This window comes from Phenylobacterium sp. Root1290 (genome assembly GCF_001425305.1).
In the GTDB taxonomy this organism is placed as follows: Bacteria; Pseudomonadota; Alphaproteobacteria; order Caulobacterales; family Caulobacteraceae; genus Phenylobacterium.
This window is the reverse complement of record NZ_LMEE01000003.1, coordinates 665,030-681,310: the sequence shown is the minus strand read 5'-3', so window position 1 is coordinate 681,310 and position 16,281 is coordinate 665,030. Positions and strand designations below refer to the sequence as shown.

The window sequence follows — 16,281 nt, the reverse complement described above, 5'->3', positions numbered from 1 at the left end:
CGAGCCCGCGACAGCAGGCTTTACTGATCCGTCTCGCAGGGTGCCTGCATCACCTTCATCCACTCTGCCGGCGGCGCTTCCAGGCTTGCCCGCGGAATGAAATGCCTGGCCGCCACATGCGCCCTGAGCAGCCACCAGTAACAGGCCCAAAGCCTGTGCAGTTCGTAGATCGCCCGGTCCAGGAACCAGCGGGCGACCCCGCGTTCCACATCCGCCGCCATCGACATTCGTTCGGCCAGCATCGGTCAGCCCTCGATCTGCGTCGCCAGCATGCGAAGCTGCGGGCCGCGCCGCAAACGACTAGTTGGCCGACCGTTCGTGACTTCAGCTCACAAGTGCGCCACGCGATTGACACCCGCTGAGCCGTCGCCACTTTAGCGGGTATGGACACCACCGAAATCGCCGGCCTGCGCACCTTGCTCTGGCCCCAGGACGGCGCGCCGCTCGCCACCAGCCGCGACGCCAGCGACATCATCGGCGAGGCGTTCTCGATCGACGCGCAGTTGGTGGTGATCCCGGTCCAGCGCCTCTCGCCCGAGTTCCTGCGCCTGTCTTCGGGGCTTGCCGGCGAGGTGCTGCAGAAGTTCGTCAACTACCGCCTGCGCGTGGTCATCCTTGGCGATGTCTCGCAGGCGGCGGCGGCCAGCGGGCCGCTGCGCGACTTCATCGGCGAATGCAATCGAGGTCGCGAGGTTTGGTTCATGCCCGACCGCGCCGCGCTGGAGGCCAAGGCCGCCCAAACCGCATAACGATGTTCGGCGGCGTGACCCAGGTCACAGCCGTCCGCCCGATCCGGGCCTACGAATCTGCCTCACAAGACGGCCGCATCCCGCGGTCCTTCACTCCCCTGGAGGCAGTCATGCATCGCTTGGTTCTCCCGACCCTCGCCGTTCTCGCCCTTTCCATGGCGACTGGCGCTCAAGCCGAAGAAGGCGTCATGCGGGTCAAAGTCGGTGATCTCAACGTCCGTTCGGACGCCGGCGCCCGCACCGCTTTCAAGCGCATCAACCTGGCGGCCCGCGACTTCTGCGGCCCGCTCCAAGGCTACTCCTTCGACTACGCCCACGACGTCCGCAAGTGCCGCAAGGAGATGATCGAGAAGGCCGTCACCAAGCTCGATGCGCCCCTGGTCACTGCGCTCTACGCGCCGCAGAGCGCGACGCAGCTGGCGCGGCGCTGAACCGACAGCCCACGGTTCGGCCCGCTATGATAGCCTCCGCTCTCGTGAGCGGAGGCTATCGCCGTGTCCGATCGGTCCGACAGCGCAGGATCCGTCCTGGCGAGTCTCGCCAGGAGCCCTGTGCTGGCGTGCCTGTCCCAGGCGGGGGTCGAGCGTCTGGCGAGTTCGGGCGGCTGGATCGCTCTCGCGCCCGGCGAGGTGCTGTTCCAGGCCGGCGATCCTGGTGACGCCGTCTATGTCATTGTCGACGGCGAGGTCGAGGTGCGCACCTCCACCCGTGACGGCCGCGACATTCGCCTGATCGCGCTTGGTCCCGGCGCCCTGGTCGGCGAGATGGCGGCCCTCGACGGCGGGGCCCGCTCGGCCGACGTGGCCGCCCTCCGCCGCTCTCGGCTCTGGCGCATCTCCCGCTCGGCCATGCTCGGCGCGCTGGAGGCCGAACCCCAGGCCGCGGTCGCCCTCGTCGTCGAACTGGTCGCCCGCCTGCGCGCCGCCGACATCGCCATCAGCGACCGCTCGACGCTGGACCTCGGCGGCCGCCTCGCCCGCCTGCTGCTGGCCGAACACGGCGCGGCGGGCCTCGTGCCGCTCACCCAGACCGAGATCGGCCGCCGGCTCGGCTTCTCGCGCGAGAAGGTGAACCGCAAGTTGCACGAGTGGGTCCACGAAGGCTGGATCGAACTGGCGCCCGCCGGGGTCCGCCTCATAGTTCCCGACCGGCTGGAGGCTCTGATCGGCCATCAGTTGGGAACCTGATCCCGCCGGGGTCGAAGAGCCGGTATGGTATGCGCGACTTGGCGCCGGCGGCGCTCGCGCGGCGCAGATCCCAGCAACAGAGGGACGACAGATGCCTGCGCTCCAAACTGCGATGTCCAAGCTCAACGCCTCGTTCTGCCCCGGCGAGATCGAGAAGTTCGCCGCCTCGAACGCCGCGGCGTTCGCATCGGGCGGCAAGATCGACGCCGACCTGCTGACGCCGCCCGGCACGGTGCTGCACCGCGCGCTCGACGCCTACCTGGACACCCTGCCCGGCGCATTCCACGAGACCCTGCGCGGCATCCTTCACTATGCCCTGAGCGCCCAGCCGCCGATCCCGGTCACCTTCGCCTGGGCGCCCGGCTACGACTTCGAACTCAACATCTGGCAGGCCCCCGACGCGGCCGAGACCCGCGGCGGCGTCACGGTGCTGATCAAGAGCCGCTATCCCGCCGACAAGCATCCATTGCACAAGTAGCCCTCAGTAAAGCGGCTCGCCCTCCCCGTCCTCGCTCAGGAAGGCCATGCGCACGCCGTCGCGCAGATGCCGCTCGTCTTCGGGATTGGCGTAGGTGACCAGCCGGGGCGCCTCGGCGTGTGCGCGCTCGCGCAAGGCGTTCGGATAGGCGGCGCGGGCGTCCTTGAAGCGGCCAAGCCGCGCCAGGCTGGCCGCAAGGATGGCGGCGGCGCGCGAGTCGTTCAGCCGCACCGCGCTCTGGGCGTGGCCGACCGCCTCGTCATAGTTGCGGGCCTGGTAGTGGGCCAGCGCCAGCAACTGCAGCATCGGCGCGATCTGCGGGTCGTAAGGGCTGAGCCTCAGGCTGCGTTCGATCGGGGCGACCGCCTCGGCCGGCTTGCCGAAGTAGATCAGCACCTGCCCCAGCCGGAAGTGACCGAAAGCGAAATTCGGGTTCAGCGCCAGGGCCCGCTGCGCCTGCTCCAGCGCCTCCTCGTGCCGCCCTAGATAGAGCGAGGCCCCCGCCCCGGCGAAGTAGCCGTAGGCGTCGCGCGGATCGAGCGCCACCGCCCGGCGGGCCGCCGCGCGCGCTTCCTCCAGATCGGCGACCGGCTCGCGCGACCAGCCATAGATCGCTCCGCCGTACAGCATCCGCGCCAGGCCCATATGGCCGAGCGACAGGTCCGGATCGCGCGCGATCGCCTGCCTGAACAGCGCCAGCGCCTGGTGGTAGTCGCCCGCGCTCATCCGGTTGAAGTGCCACATGCCCCGCTGGAAGCAGTCCAGCGCGCTGAGATCGGCCAGGCTCTTGCGGGCGATGCGAGCGGCCTCGGTGTCCAGCATCGCCGGCTCAATGGCCGCCACCACGTGCTCGGTGATCTCGTCCTGCAGGGCGAACAGGTCGGCCATGTTGCGATCCAGCCCGTCGGCCCAGATCTGCTGGGCGCTGACCGCCTCGATCAGCCGCACATTGACCCGCACCCGCTCGCCCGCCCGGCGAACGCTGCCTTCCAGCACGTAGCGGACCCCAAGGTCGCGCCCGACCTGACGGGCGTCCACGCTGCGGCCCTTGTAGGTGAAGCTGGTGTTGCGATCGATCACGAAGAACCAGCGCCAGCGCGACAGCGCCGTCACCACGTCGTCGGTCACCGCATCTGCGAAATAGTCGCTGTCCGCCTCCGGCCCGAAGCTCTGGAACGGCAGCACTACGATCGACGGCTTGTCCGGCAGGGCCAGCGCCGCCCGTCGTCCCAGGTCGGCCGCGCCGGGGTCCAGCAGCACCCGGTAGGCCCGTACCGGCCGCGCCAGGTTCTTCAGGTTCTGCTCACCGATGTCGTCGAACGAGACGTCGACGCGGCCGCTCGCGTCCTCCTGCACCCGCGCCGAGATCCAGATGCCGCCCGGCTCGGCCAGGCTCTCCAGACGCGCGGCGACGTTGACCCCGTCCCCCAGGATGTCGTCGCCGTCGATCACCACGTCGGCGGCGTTCAGCCCGACCCGGAACCGGATCTGATCGTCCTCGGCCAGGCCGTCATTGCGCGCCGCCATGCCGCGCTGGATCTGGACGGCGCAGTTCAGCGCGTCGACGACGCTCGCGAAGGCCGCCAGCAGTCCATCCCCCGCCGTCTTGATGATCCGTCCGCGACAGCCGGCGATCGACGGCTCGACCAACTCGTGCAGATGGTCGGCGAAGCGCGCCAGCGTCGCCTCTTCGTCGGCCTCGATGAGTCGGCTGTAGCCGACCACGTCGGCGACCATGATCGCGGTGAGCCGGCGCTCCATAGGTCAGGCCAAGCCTCCATCGGCCCGCCCCCGCAGTTCGCGGACTATAGCAGAACAGCTAGCGACCCAACGCCCGGAACGCCATTGGTCGCACGAATTCATCAACTTACGCCCACGCTGCGACCAACTCGGCCCTGTCGTCGACGAGAAGGGACGCCGCACGCGCGGCTTTGCGCTAACGTCCCGCGATTGAACGCGAGGGCTGCGATGTTCAAGTCTGCTGAATCCCGCCAGGCGCTATGGCTGACGCTCGGCGTATGGCTGATGTCCGGGGTGCTCTTCACCGCCACCAGCATCACCGTCGGGCGACCGATGAGCTCGACGCTCCTGGTGACCGTGTTGCTGATCAACGGCCTGGGCGTGGCGGTGTCGCTGCTGCTCTACATCGCTGCAATCCACACGCGCTATCGACCGGCCATCGCTCGGTTCGGGCTCATCGGCTTGGCGGTGGTCGTGGCCGCCGCGCTGCTGGCCTATGCTGACGTACTGATCATGGAGTTTATCCGCGCGCGCGGAGATCCGCAGCCGCAACTGACCGCCTGGATGCGCGCCGTGGCCAACTTCGTGGCTTTCCTCTGGATCTTGGCGATGCTCGGCGCCTTCTACGTCACGCTTCAGGCCAACTCGACCGTCCGCGAGCGCGAACGCCAACTTGCCGACGCCCGCACCGCGGCCAGCGAAGCCAACGCCGCCGCCAGCGCCGCGCGTCTGGCCGCCCTGCGCTACCAGCTCAACCCGCACTTCCTGTTCAATACGCTCAACGCCGTCTCGGCGGCGGTCATCACCGGCCGTTCCGACGAGGCCGAGAGCATGCTGTCCAGGCTGGCCGACTTCCTGCGCGTCACCCTCGTCGCCGACCCCGAAGCCATGATCACGCTCGAAGACGAGATGGCCACGCTGCAGGCCTATCTCGAAATCGAGAGCGTGCGCTTTCGCGAGCGCCTGGCCGTGGAGTTCGTCTGCCCCGACGAACTGCGCACCGCCCTGGTGCCGTCCTTCCTGCTGCAGCCGCTCATCGAGAACGCCATCAAGCACGCCGTCTCGCCGACCAGCGACACCGTGACCATCCGCCTGGAAGCCAACCGCGACGACGGGGATCTGGTCGTGCTGGTCCAGGACGACGGCGACGGCGGCCACGGCGGCGAGGTTCGTCCCGGCGCCGGCGTCGGCCTCAACAACATCCGCCAACGGCTGGAGGCGCTCTACGGCTCACGCGGCGTGCTGCAGGCCACGCCCCTGGCCCACGGATTCCTCGCCATGGTGCGCATGCCGCTGCAGCGCGCGCCCACCGTCACCCCGCTCCGACCGAAGGCCGCCGCCTGATGCGACTGCTCCTTGTTGACGATGAACCCGCCGCGCTCGAACGCCTGACGGCGCTGCTGACCCAGATCACCGATGTCGAGGTCGTCGGCACTGCGCGCAACGGCCGCGAGGCCGCCGAAGCCGTCGATGCGCTCAAGCCCGACCTGGTGCTGCTCGACATCCAGATGCCCGAGCGCAGCGGCCTCGACGTCGCCGCCGGCCTGCCGTCGGAGGAGCGTCCGGAGATCGTCTTCGTCACCGCCTTCGAGCTCTACGCCGCCGACGCTTTCGAGGTGGAAGCCGCGGACTATCTGCTCAAGCCGGTCCGCTTCGACCGCCTGCGCCAGGCCATCGAGCGCGCCCGCCGCCGCCGGGCCCTGCGCGCCGCCGCCGCCCGCGCCGACGAGGCCGCGGCCTCTCCGGCCGACGAGGACCCCGACGGCTTCTGGGTCCAGGTCCGGACAGGCTACGTGCGCGTGCCGCTTGGCGAGATCGACTGGATCGAGGCGGCCAAGGACTACGTCCTGCTGCACACCGCCACGCGCAGCCACATCCACCGCGCCACCATGACGGCGCTGGAGCGCAAGCTGCCGCCGTCCGAACTGGTGCGGGTGCATCGCTCGGCGTTCGTGCGGCCGGCCAAGGTCAAGGAGGTCAAGCGCCTGGGCAAGGGGCTGATCTCGCTGGTGCTGGAGGACGGCGTGAACGTCGCCGTCGGACCGTCCTACGTGAACGCCGTCACCGAACGTCTCGCCCTCTATCAGGACTGACCGACCCGCAAACGAAAACGCCGCCCTTCCGTGGCTGGAAGGACGGCGATCGTCGGGAGCCGATTGGGGGGCGGCTCCCTGATCCGCCTTGCGGCTAGGCCAGGGCCAAAGTCCGGCGGCGGTTGCGGATCGCGGTCCCGGCCAGGCCGAACCCCATGATCATCATCGCCCAGGTCGCCGGCTCGGGCACCGCGCTCGGCAAGGTCCCGGTGACCAGCAGGTTGTCGAACGTCACGCCCCTGCCGATCGCGGCGTAGTCGCTGGCGAACTGGAAGCGGATGTCGACCACCTGGCCGGCCAGCGCGCTCAGGTCGAACACCGCCCGGCCGGACTGGTCGCCGGAAAAGCCCTTGCCGCCCAGCTGCGTCGCCGCGCGGCCCGAAAGCGTGTAGAACTGGTCTGTCGACACCGGGGTCAGCATCGCGCCCGGCCCGAACACGCCGGTGGTCGAGAACGCCAGGTTGAACGCGTCGTAGCCGTACTCGCTGACGATGTCGTAGTCGAAGGCGAGCAGAGCGTCCGTCGCCTGGGTCAGATCCAGCCGCAGCTGATAGAACGAGTACTCGTTGTTGGTGTAGGCGCTGGCCTGGTGGCCGACCGTCCCGCCGCCGACGCTGAACTTGCCGCCGACGCTCTCGTTGGCGCCCAGGCCGCCCGCGAAGTTCTGGGAATAGATCGTCGCCGCCTGAGCGCTTCCCGCCATCATGGCGCTCGCGGCCAGCGCCGCCAGCAGTACGCTTTTCTTCATGGGTAGCCCTCCGTGACTTGCCGCGGGGAGGCGCGGCGCCTTTCGGGAGCTTCTCTTGGTGAACCGGCCACGCGCCGTCAGCGCAGCTGCGCCGAAAACCGACCAGGCCGCGCTGCCCGCGACGAAATACGACGCACGGTCGACTAACCCGTCGCGGCGTTCACCAGTGGTTTTATATATCCGCATGTCGGGACCGGGCGACCTCGCCCGTCCTTAGGGAGAACGGAACAGACCGATGCGCTACGCGATCCTTTGCTACAACGACGAAGCCGTGACCTCCGCCTGGACCAAGGAAGAGGACGACGCGGTCATGGAACGGCTCGAAGTCGTGCAGGAGCGCCTCCGCCAGGAGGGCAAGCTCGGCCCGGCCATCCGGCTGCTGCCGACCACTTCGGCCACCACCCTGCGCAAATCGCAGAACCTGGTGGTCGACGGCCCGTTCGCCGAGACCAAGGAACAGTTGCTCGGCTTCTACATCGTCGACGTCGAAACCCTAGAGGACGGCCTGCAGATCGCCCGGGACCTGGCCGTGGCCAATCCGGGCGGCGCCTATGAACTGCGCCCGATCGCCCTCTTCCTGCCCGGAATTGAGATGACGTGACCACCGACCCCGCCTGGATCGACGCCGCCCTGACCTCCGCCCGTCCGCAGGCGGTCAGCGCGTTGCTGCGCTACTTCCGCGACCTCGACCTGGCCGAGGAGGCGTTTCAGGACGCCTGCCTGCGCGCCCTGAAGTCCTGGCCGGAGAAGGGCCCGCCGCGTGATCCGGCCGCCTGGCTGATCCTGGTCGGGCGCAACAGCGGCATCGACGCCACGCGCAAGCGCTCGCGCCTCCAGGCCCTGCCCTCCGAGGACGTTCTCTCCGATCTCGACGACGTCGAGGCGCCGCTCGCCGAGCGTCTCGACGGCTCGGACTATCGCGACGACATCCTTCGGCTGCTGTTCATCTGCTGCCACCCGGATCTGCCGGCGGTGCAGCAGGTGGCCGTCGCCCTGCGCATCGTCAGCGGCCTCTCTGTCAAGCAGATCGCCCGCGCCTTCCTGGTCAGCGACGCGGCGATGGAGCAGCGCATCACCCGCGCCAAGGCCAAGATCGGCCAGGCCAATGTCGCCTTCGAAGCACCCGGTCCCGCCGAGCGCGCCGATCGCCTGGCCGCGGTCGCCGCGGTCATCTACCTGATCTTCAACGAGGGCTATTCCTCCACCGTCGCCGAGGCCGACGCCCGCGCGCCGTTCGCCGAGGAGGCCATCCGCCTCGCCCGCCTGCTGCTGCGGCTGTTCCAGACCGAGCCGGAGATCATGGGCCTCACCGCCCTGATGCTTCTGCAGCACTCGCGCGCCGCCGCGCGCTTCGACTCAGCCGGCCAGATCGTGCTGCTCGACGACCAGGACCGCGGCCTCTGGAACCGGCCGATGATCGCCGAAGGGCTCGCCCTGGTCGACAAGGCCCTGCGCCACGCCGCCCCCGGCCCCTACCAGATCCAGGCCGCCATCGCCGCGCTGCACGCCCGCGCCGCGCAGGCCGCCGACACCGACTGGCGCCAGATCGACCTTCTCTACGCCGCGCTCGAACATATGAACCCCTCGCCGGTGATCACCCTCAACCGCTCGGTGGCGATCTCGAAGACGCAGGGGCCCGAGGCGGCGCTGGCGATGATCGAGCCGCTCGCCGACCAGCTGGCCAGCTACTTCTACTTCCACGGCGCGCGCGGCAGCTTCCTCAAGCAGCTCGGCCGCCAGGCGGAGGCGCGCGTCGCCTTCGACCGCGCCATCGCCCTGGCCAACAGCGCACCCGAGGCGGCCCACATCCGCCAGCACCTCGACAGCCTGGCAGGCGAGACCGGCTGAACACTTTTTTGCAGCCTCGCTGTCGGAACGAGCTAACGTCGTTCGTCCTTGGATCAGACGCCCCTCAACGGGCCAACCAGGAAGGATAGACGTCATGTCCGTCTCCGCGACCGTGGAAACCACCGCCGGCGAACTTGCCAAAATCGACGCCCCGCCGATGATCGGGGTCACCCCGCACCTGAACGTCGTCGGCGCCAGCGAGGCCTCGACGTTCTATCAAAAGGCCTTCGGCGCGCGGGAGACGTTCCGCTTGCCCGCCGACGACGGCAAACGGCTGATGCACTGCGCGCTGGTGATCAACGGCGGCAACCTGATGATCTGCGACTGCTTCCCGGAGATGGGGCACGGCTTCGAGCATCAGCCGTCGGCCTCGTTCACCATGCACCTGCAGGTCGACGACATCGACGCGTGGTTCAACCGGGCGGTCGAGGCCGGCGTCCAGGTCCTCCAGCCGATCGAGGACATGTTCTGGGGCGACCGCTACGCGCGTCTGCTCGACCCTTACGGCGTCCACTGGGCGCTCGGCCAAACCAAGACCGCCTGAGGCACAAAGGATACGCCATGCTCACGACGCTCGTCGGACTGCTGATCATCGCGGTGCTGGGCCTGGTCGCCTACGCCGCCAACCACCCCAGCGATTTCCGGATCGAGCGCTCGACAACCGTCCGCGCCAAGCCGGAAACGCTCTACGACCTCATCGAGGACTTCCACCGTTGGACCGCCTGGTCGCCGTTCGAAAACATCGACGCCGATCTGAAGCGCGAATACGGCGGCGCCGAACGCGGGGTCGGGGCGCTCTACGGCTGGGAGGGCAAGAAGTCGGGCGTCGGGCGCATGGCGATCACCGAAGCCGAGAAACCCTCGCGGGTGCTGATCAACCTGGACTTCCTCAAGCCGTTCCAGGCCCACAACAGGGCCGAGTTCACGATCGAGCCTGAAGGCGACGGCGCCAAGGTCACCTGGGCGATGTCGGGCCACAGCGGCTTCGTCCCCAAATTGATCAGCATCTTCTACCCCATGGAAAAGATGGTCGGCCCGCAGTTCGAGCAGGGCCTCGCCAACCTCAAGGCGGTCGCCGAGCGACAAGGCTAAGCCGCCTCCCAAAGGAACACTCCGATGACCTCCCTCGACGCGGCGGCGCCCGTTCGCACGCCTAAAGCCATGGCCTGGGCCGGCTGGATCCTCACCGGCCTAGCCACCCTCTTCATGACCTTCGACATCGCCATCAAGCTGATCGACCTCCAGGTCGTCCGCGACACCCTGGTCCAGCTCGGCTACCCGCCGGAGCTCGGCCGCACCATCGGCGTGATCGAGCTGATCTGCCTGGCGCTCTACCTCAACCCCCGCACCTCGGTGCTCGGCGCGGTGCTGTTCACCGGCGTGATGGGCGGCGCGATCGCCACCCACATGCGGGTCGGCGATCCGCTGTTCAGCCACGTCCTGTTCGGCGTCTATCTCGGCGCGGCGCTGTGGGGCGGCCTCTGGCTGCGCGACGCCCGCCTGCGCGCCCTCTTCCCCGTTCGTCTCTGATCAGGAGCCATCAATGTCCGACAAGGTCGACGCCTACCTCGCCACCCTGCCCGACTGGCAACAGGACGCCCTGAAGCTGGTCCGCGCCGAAGCCCTCGCCGCCGGCCTCGCCGAGGAGTTCAAGTGGGGCCATCCGATGTGGTCTTCACCGCACGGCGCGGTCTGCCTGATGAAGGGCTTCAAGACGCACATGAACCTCGCCTTCTGGCGCGGCGCCCAGATGACCGCCGCCGACCCGCGGCTCGAGCCCAGCGGCGGCTTCCAGATGGCGACCATCAAGCTCACTGGCCCAGGTCAGGTCGGCGCCGGCGAGATCCGCGGCCTGATCGACAAAGGCGCCGCGCTCAACGCCGAGCACGGCGACCCAATGAAGGCTAAAGCCGCGACGTCCTAGAACTCCTCCCAGCGGTCGGCGTCGGGCGCCGGCTCCAGCTTGCGGGCCGTCGCGGCGCCGGAGGCCGCGATCCGCATGGGAACCGCTGTGGGACGGCGTTGCGGCTCGGGGACCGCCCGCTGCTGTCCCAGCGCGAACTGGGCCATCGCGCCGTCCAGCTCCGTGGCCTGCTGCGCCAGGGCATGGCTCGCCGCCGTCGATTCCTCGACCATGGCCGCGTTCTGCTGGGTCATCTGGTCCATGTCGTTGATGGCCGTGTTGACCTGGGCCAGGCCGACAGCCTGCTCCTGGGCCGACGCCGCGATCTCGGTGACCAGGTCGGTGATCTTGGCGACCTCGCCCACGATCCGCCGCAGCGCCTCGCCGGTCTTGCCGACCAGATCGACGCCCGAGCTGACCTGCGCTGTCGACGCAGTGATCAGCGCCTTGATCTCCTTGGCCGCTTCGGCCGAGCGCTGAGCCAGGGCCCGCACTTCGGAGGCGACGACCGCGAAGCCACGGCCGGCCTCCCCGGCGCGGGCGGCTTCGACGCCTGCGTTCAGGGCCAGCAGGTTGGTCTGGAAGGCGATCTCGTCGATCACCCCGACGATCTGGCTGATCTGGGTGGCCGACGCCTCGATCTTGCCCATCGCCGCGATCGCATCGGACACCACCGCGCCCGACGCCTCGGCGTCGCCGCGGGCGGCGCTGACGACGCCCTGGGCTTCCTTGGCGCCCTCGGCGGTCTTGCGCACCGTGGCGGTGATTTCGTCCAGCGCCGCGGCGGTCTCCTCGAGGTTGGCCGCCTGCCGCTCGGTCCGCCGCGACAGGTCGTCGGCTGCCGAGGTGATCTCGCCGGTCCCCGACTGGATCGCGCCCGACGCGACGGCGACGCTGGTCATCACGTCATGCAGCCGTTCGATCGCGGCGTTGAAGTCGGCCTGCAACCGCTCGTACTCGTCCGGAAAATGCTCGACGATGCGGTAGGTCAGGTCGCCCTTGGCCAGCCGCGCCAACGCCTTGGCCGTGGCCTCGACCGCGAACACCTGCTGCTCGCGCGCCTCGGCGCTTTCAGCGTCCCGCTTCTGATGCTGGAGTTCGGTGGCGGTGATGTCGGTGGCGAACTTGATGACCTTGTAGAGCTTGCCCGACTTGTCGAACATCGGGTTGTAGGTCGCCTGCAGCCAGATCGTCCGACCGCCCTTGGCCAGGCGGTGGAACTTGTCGGACATGAACTCGCCGCGGTTCAGTTTCTTCCAGAAGTCGCGGTACTCGTCGCTGGCGCCGTAGTCCGGGGTCACGAACAGGCTGTGCTTGCGCCCGACGACCTCCGAGGGCGAGTAGCCCATGGCGGCGTAGAAATTCTCGTTGGCCTTGATGATCGTGCCGTCCAGCTCGAACTCGATGACCGCTTGAGACTTATGGACCGCGCCCATGATCGCCTCGAGCTCGGCCACCGCACTCTCCGCCGCCTCGTCGGCGCGCGACTTTCGCTTGAACATCATCCCTCTGCCCCCCGCAGATCAGCGGCGAGCAACCACCCGCCCCACAACTGGAAGGTTGCGCCTGTAGGGTAAACGAAATCGTAAAGCGCTCCGGGAGAATAATACGTATTTTCCGTAACTTAACCGCCCAACATATGTTGATCCGCGACCAGGGTTTCGCAAAGGCCGGGGCGCCTGCGCCTCCCCTGCGACGCATGAGCTCTTCCCCTTCACCGCGGCTGCGGCCATGCTCGCCTCAACGAACAAATCGGGGAAGGGAACCAGAGTCATGGCCGCCACAGATGCGGGCGCCCCGGCGCCTGCGCGCACGCCGCTTTTCTCCGAGGGCTACAAGCAGACGGTCCTCTGGCTTCTGGTCCTGGCCTACACCTTCAACTTCATCGACCGGACGATCATCTCCACCATCGGCCAGGCGATCAAAGTCGACCTGAAGCTGACCGACACCCAGCTGGGCCTGCTGGGGGGCCTGGCCTTCGCCCTGCTCTACACGACCCTCGGCATCCCGATCGCGCGGCTCGCCGAACGTCATAGCCGGGTCAACATCATCACCATCGCCATCGTGGTGTGGTCGGGCTTCACCGCGCTCTGCGGCATGGCCACCAGCTTCTTCCAGCTGCTGCTGTTCCGCGTCGGCGTCGGCGTCGGCGAGGCAGGCCTCTCCCCGCCCGCCCACTCGCTGATCTCCGACTATTTCGAGCCCAAGAAACGCGCCTCGGCGCTGTCGATCTATTCGTTCGGCATTCCGCTCGGCACCATGTTCGGGGCGGTCGCCGGCGGCTGGATCGCCCAGAACCTCGACTGGCGCATGGCCTTCTTCCTGGTCGGGCTGCCCGGCATCATCGTCGCGATCCTGCTGAAGATCTTCGTCAAGGAGCCGCCGCGCGGCTACTCCGACCGCCTCGTCGCCCAACAGGCGGCCGACGCCCCGGTGCTGGAAGGCGACGAGACCGCCCCCGCCGTCCACGCCAAGCCGCCCTCGATCATGGCGGTGGCCAAGCGGATCTTCGGCAAGTGGGGCTTCTTCCACATGGTGGCGGGCATCACGCTCGCCTCCTTCGCCGGCTATGGCACCGGCCAGTACTCGGCGCCGTACTTCATCCGCATGTTCGGCCTCGACCTCGCTACGGTCGGACTGATCTTCGGGGTCATCGGCGGCGTCGCCTCAGGCATCGGCACGCTGCTGGGCGGCTTCCTCACCGACTACGCGGCGCGGCGGTCGGGCCGCTGGTACGCCCTGGTCCCGGCCATCGGCCTGCTGATCGCCTGCCCGCTCTACATTCTCGTCTACACCCGCGACGACTGGAAGATCGCCGCCGCGCTGCTGCTGATCCCGGGCATCTTCCACTACACCTATCTCGGCCCGACCTTCGGCGTGATCCAGAACGCTGTCTCCCTGCGCATGCGCGCCACGGCGACCGCCCTGCTGTTCTTCGTGCTGAACCTGATCGCCCTGGGCTTTGGCCCGCCCTTCTGCGGCTGGGTCATCGACACGCTCAGCCAGGCCCAGTTCGCCGCCAAGGACCTGGGTCCCTTCTTCGAACTCTGCCCGGGCGGCGTCGGCAAGGAAGGCGCCGGCGCGGCCATCGACGCGGCCTGCAAGGCAGCCGTCGCCCAGGGCACGCGCGAAGGCATCGTCTGGAACCTGCTGATCTACGCCTGGGCCGGCCTGCACTACCTGCTCGCCGCCATCACCCTGCCCAAGGACATGGCCGACGCCCTGGCCAAGACCGAAGCCGAGGCCGCCGCCGGCGCCTAGTGCGTCGGGCCGGCGCCCCAGGGGGTGAAGCAACCTAGCCTGGGGCGCCCGCTTGCGCGTAACCTCTCAACGGCATGACCCTCAGCGACCTCAACCCGCTTCCGCTCACCACCGTCGTCGGTGCGTTCCTGCTCGCCTTCCCGGCGCTGTTCTCGATCGTCAATCCAATCGGCGCGGCGCTGACCTTCCATCAGGTCACCGAGGGGCGCAGCGACCGGCACGAGCTGGCCTGGCGCATCGCCTTCAACGCCTTGCTGATCCTGCTGGGGTCGCTGCTGCTCGGCAGCTACATCCTCGGCTTCTTCGGCGTCAGCTTGGGCGCGTTGCGGGTCGCCGGCGGCCTTGTCGTGGCGATCCGCGCCTGGAGCCTGCTGATGGACCCGGAGGTTCAAGAGGACCGCAAGGCCAACGCGGCGGCGCCGACCGGCGCGAGTTCGCACGAGGATGTCGCGTTCTTCCCCCTGACCATGCCGTTCACCACCGGCCCCGGCGCGATCTCGGTCGCCATCGCACTGGCCTCGCAGCGCCCATCGGACAATCAGGGTGTACTGTCGTTCTTCGCCGGGGTGAGCATCGCAGCGGTGCTGGTGGCGCTGATGGTCGGCGTCTCCTACCGTTGGTCGAGCGTCGTGCTGTCGCTGCTGGGCCGGTCGGGCGCGCGGGTGCTGTCGCGCCTCGTCGCCTTCCTGCTCTTGTGCGTCGGCGTCCAGATCATCTCCAGCGGCCTGGAAAGCCTGGTCCCGACCTATCTGAAGGGCCTCAACTAAGGCGCCCGACATTGCGATTACGGCTCCGGGAGGCTAACACCCGCCCCGAAGGAGCCCTCGCCATGATCCCCCGTTACGCCCGCCCGGAAGCCGCCCAGATCTGGGACCCGCAGACGCGCTTCAAGATCATGTTCGAGATCGAGGCCCACGCCGCCGACAAGATGGCCGAGTTGGGGGTCATCCCGAAGCAGGCCGCCGAGACGATCTGGGAAAAGGGCCGCGACGCGATCTTCGACGTCGAGCGCATCGACGCCATCGAGCGCGAAGTGAAGCACGACGTCATCGCCTTCCTGACCCACGTCACCGAGATCGTCGGCCCGGAAGCGCGCTTCCTGCACCAGGGCATGACTTCGTCGGACGTCAATGACACCGCCCTGGCCGTCCAGCTCAGCCGCGCCACCGACCTGCTGATCGATGACGTCGACCTGGTCCTGGCCGCGCTGCAGAAGCGCGCCTTCGAGCACAAGCTGACCCCGACCGTCGGCCGCAGCCACGGCATCCACGCCGAGCCGACCACCTTCGGCCTCAAGCTCGCCGGCCACTACGCCGAGTTCGTGCGCGCCAAGGAACGCCTGGCGATGGCCAAGTTCGAGATCGCCACCTGCGCGATCTCCGGCGCCGTCGGCACCTTCGCCAACGTCTCGCCCGAGGTCGAAGCCCACGTGGCCGAGAAGATGGGCCTGGCAGTCGAGCCGGTCTCCACCCAGGTCATTCCGCGCGACCGCCACGCCGCCTACTTCGCGGCCCTCGGCGTCGTCGCCTCGTCGGTCGAGCGCCTCGCCGTCGAGATCCGCCACCTGCAGCGCACCGAAGTGCTTGAAGCCGAAGAGTTCTTCGACGTCGGCCAAAAGGGCTCGTCGGCCATGCCGCACAAGCGCAACCCGATCCTCACCGAAAACCTGACGGGCCTGGCCCGCCTGGTCCGCTCGGCGGTGGTCCCGGCCATGGAGAACGTCGCCCTCTGGCACGAGCGCGACATCAGCCACTCCTCGGTCGAGCGCGGCATCGCCCCGGACACCACCATCCACCTCGACTTCGCCCTGCGCCGCCTGGCCAATGTCGTCGACCGCCTGCTGATCTACCCGCAGAACATGCTGAAGAACCTCGACCGCCTCGGCGGCCTGGTCCACTCCCAGCGGGTGCTGCTGGCCCTGACCCAGAAGGACATCAGCCGCGAGGGCGCCTACGCCGCCGTCCAGCGCAACGCCATGAAGGTGTGGCGCGGCGAGGGGAACTTCCTCGACTTCCTCAAGGCCGATCCCGAAGTGATCCTGTCGGACGAGGAGCTCTCGGAGCTGTTCGACAACGGCTACCACTTCAAGAACGTCGACGCCGTCTTCGCCCGCGTCTTCGGCCAAGAGGCGATGGCCAAGGCCGCCGCGGAGTAAGCCGCTTTCGGCCGGAGAAGGTCCGTTCCTTCTCCGGCCAAGTCAGGCTAGAGAACAGGCATGTTCACGACCATGCGCGGTCGGCGGTGCTTCTGGCTCCGCCGCACCTACGGCCCGAC

Annotated in this window: 19 protein-coding genes; 15 read left to right on the top strand and 4 right to left on the bottom strand. The window is 68.5% G+C overall.

Annotated elements, in window-relative coordinates:
• Positions 1 to 20 precede the first annotated feature (20 nt).
• Complete coding sequence (locus ASC79_RS17860) at positions 21 to 242, bottom strand: hypothetical protein (protein WP_056021251.1); 222 nt, start codon at positions 240 to 242, stop codon at positions 21 to 23.
• Between the two features lie 141 nt (positions 243 to 383).
• Between ASC79_RS17860 and ASC79_RS17855 the strand changes: the two genes are divergently transcribed.
• The 4 genes from ASC79_RS17855 (at position 384) to ASC79_RS17840 (ending at position 2,414) form a co-directional block, all read left to right on the top strand.
• Positions 384 to 749, top strand: coding sequence for a DUF4180 domain-containing protein (locus ASC79_RS17855; protein WP_056021254.1), 366 nt, complete (start codon positions 384 to 386; stop codon positions 747 to 749).
• Positions 750 to 859: 110 nt separating this feature from the next.
• Positions 860 to 1,180, top strand: a complete 321-nt coding sequence (locus tag ASC79_RS21295) for a UrcA family protein (RefSeq protein WP_162244304.1) — start codon at positions 860 to 862, stop codon at positions 1,178 to 1,180.
• 63 nt (positions 1,181 to 1,243) lie between these two features.
• The gene (locus ASC79_RS17845; RefSeq protein WP_082532204.1) at positions 1,244 to 1,936 is read left to right on the top strand and encodes a Crp/Fnr family transcriptional regulator; all 693 of its coding nucleotides are present in this window, start codon (positions 1,244 to 1,246) and stop codon (positions 1,934 to 1,936) included.
• A gap of 91 nt (positions 1,937 to 2,027) precedes the next feature.
• Positions 2,028 to 2,414 (top strand): hypothetical protein, encoded by a 387-nt coding sequence (locus ASC79_RS17840; protein WP_156378361.1) that lies wholly within the window; start codon positions 2,028 to 2,030, stop codon positions 2,412 to 2,414.
• A gap of 3 nt (positions 2,415 to 2,417) precedes the next feature.
• Here the strand turns inward: ASC79_RS17840 and ASC79_RS17835 are convergent, their stop codons facing one another.
• Entirely contained in the window at positions 2,418 to 4,175 is a 1,758-nt protein-coding gene (locus ASC79_RS17835; protein ID WP_056021268.1) for an adenylate/guanylate cyclase domain-containing protein, read from the bottom strand.
• Between the two features lie 207 nt (positions 4,176 to 4,382).
• On the opposite strand from ASC79_RS17835, the gene ASC79_RS17830 reads away from it, so the two are divergent.
• Both ASC79_RS17830 and ASC79_RS17825 read left to right on the top strand, forming a co-directional pair.
• Complete coding sequence (locus tag ASC79_RS17830) at positions 4,383 to 5,498, top strand: sensor histidine kinase (protein ID WP_056021271.1); 1,116 nt, start codon at positions 4,383 to 4,385, stop codon at positions 5,496 to 5,498.
• Positions 5,498 to 6,247 (top strand): LytTR family DNA-binding domain-containing protein, encoded by a 750-nt coding sequence (locus tag ASC79_RS17825; RefSeq protein ID WP_056021274.1) that lies wholly within the window; start codon positions 5,498 to 5,500, stop codon positions 6,245 to 6,247. Before ASC79_RS17830 ends, ASC79_RS17825 begins: the two co-directional genes overlap by 1 nt.
• A gap of 94 nt (positions 6,248 to 6,341) precedes the next feature.
• Here ASC79_RS17825 and ASC79_RS17820 read toward each other — a convergent pair whose 3' ends face one another.
• The gene (locus ASC79_RS17820; RefSeq protein ID WP_056021277.1) at positions 6,342 to 6,995 is read right to left on the bottom strand and encodes a PEPxxWA-CTERM sorting domain-containing protein; all 654 of its coding nucleotides are present in this window, start codon (positions 6,993 to 6,995) and stop codon (positions 6,342 to 6,344) included.
• A 235-nt stretch (positions 6,996 to 7,230) separates the two neighbouring features.
• On the opposite strand from ASC79_RS17820, the gene ASC79_RS17815 reads away from it, so the two are divergent.
• The 6 genes from ASC79_RS17815 (at position 7,231) to ASC79_RS17790 (ending at position 10,767) form a co-directional block, all read left to right on the top strand.
• On the top strand, positions 7,231 to 7,596 hold the full coding sequence (locus tag ASC79_RS17815; RefSeq protein ID WP_056021280.1) for a YciI family protein: 366 nt from the start codon (positions 7,231 to 7,233) through the stop codon (positions 7,594 to 7,596).
• Positions 7,593 to 8,843 (top strand): RNA polymerase sigma factor, encoded by a 1,251-nt coding sequence (locus tag ASC79_RS17810; protein WP_056021282.1) that lies wholly within the window; start codon positions 7,593 to 7,595, stop codon positions 8,841 to 8,843. Before ASC79_RS17815 ends, ASC79_RS17810 begins: the two co-directional genes overlap by 4 nt.
• A 94-nt stretch (positions 8,844 to 8,937) precedes the next feature.
• Positions 8,938 to 9,387, top strand: coding sequence for a glyoxalase/bleomycin resistance/extradiol dioxygenase family protein (locus ASC79_RS17805; RefSeq protein WP_056021285.1), 450 nt, complete (start codon positions 8,938 to 8,940; stop codon positions 9,385 to 9,387).
• 17 nt (positions 9,388 to 9,404) lie between these two features.
• Entirely contained in the window at positions 9,405 to 9,935 is a 531-nt protein-coding gene (locus tag ASC79_RS17800; RefSeq protein ID WP_056021288.1) for an SRPBCC family protein, read from the top strand.
• A gap of 24 nt (positions 9,936 to 9,959) precedes the next feature.
• Positions 9,960 to 10,373, top strand: coding sequence for a DoxX family protein (locus ASC79_RS17795; protein ID WP_056021291.1), 414 nt, complete (start codon positions 9,960 to 9,962; stop codon positions 10,371 to 10,373).
• A gap of 13 nt (positions 10,374 to 10,386) precedes the next feature.
• Positions 10,387 to 10,767, top strand: coding sequence for a DUF1801 domain-containing protein (locus ASC79_RS17790; protein ID WP_056021295.1), 381 nt, complete (start codon positions 10,387 to 10,389; stop codon positions 10,765 to 10,767).
• Here the strand turns inward: ASC79_RS17790 and ASC79_RS17785 are convergent.
• Entirely contained in the window at positions 10,764 to 12,251 is a 1,488-nt protein-coding gene (locus ASC79_RS17785; RefSeq protein WP_082532202.1) for a PAS domain-containing methyl-accepting chemotaxis protein, read from the bottom strand. The genes ASC79_RS17790 and ASC79_RS17785 overlap by 4 nt on opposite strands.
• A 268-nt stretch (positions 12,252 to 12,519) precedes the next feature.
• On the opposite strand from ASC79_RS17785, the gene ASC79_RS17780 reads away from it, so the two are divergent.
• From ASC79_RS17780 to purB, 3 genes are all read left to right on the top strand, one after another.
• On the top strand, positions 12,520 to 14,007 hold the full coding sequence (locus ASC79_RS17780) for an MFS transporter (protein ID WP_056021298.1): 1,488 nt from the start codon (positions 12,520 to 12,522) through the stop codon (positions 14,005 to 14,007).
• 74 nt (positions 14,008 to 14,081) lie between these two features.
• Entirely contained in the window at positions 14,082 to 14,774 is a 693-nt protein-coding gene (locus tag ASC79_RS17775; protein WP_056021301.1) for a MarC family protein, read from the top strand.
• Positions 14,775 to 14,836: 62 nt separating this feature from the next.
• Complete coding sequence (gene purB, locus ASC79_RS17770) at positions 14,837 to 16,162, top strand: adenylosuccinate lyase (protein ID WP_056021303.1); 1,326 nt, start codon at positions 14,837 to 14,839, stop codon at positions 16,160 to 16,162.
• Positions 16,163 to 16,281 lie beyond the last annotated feature (119 nt).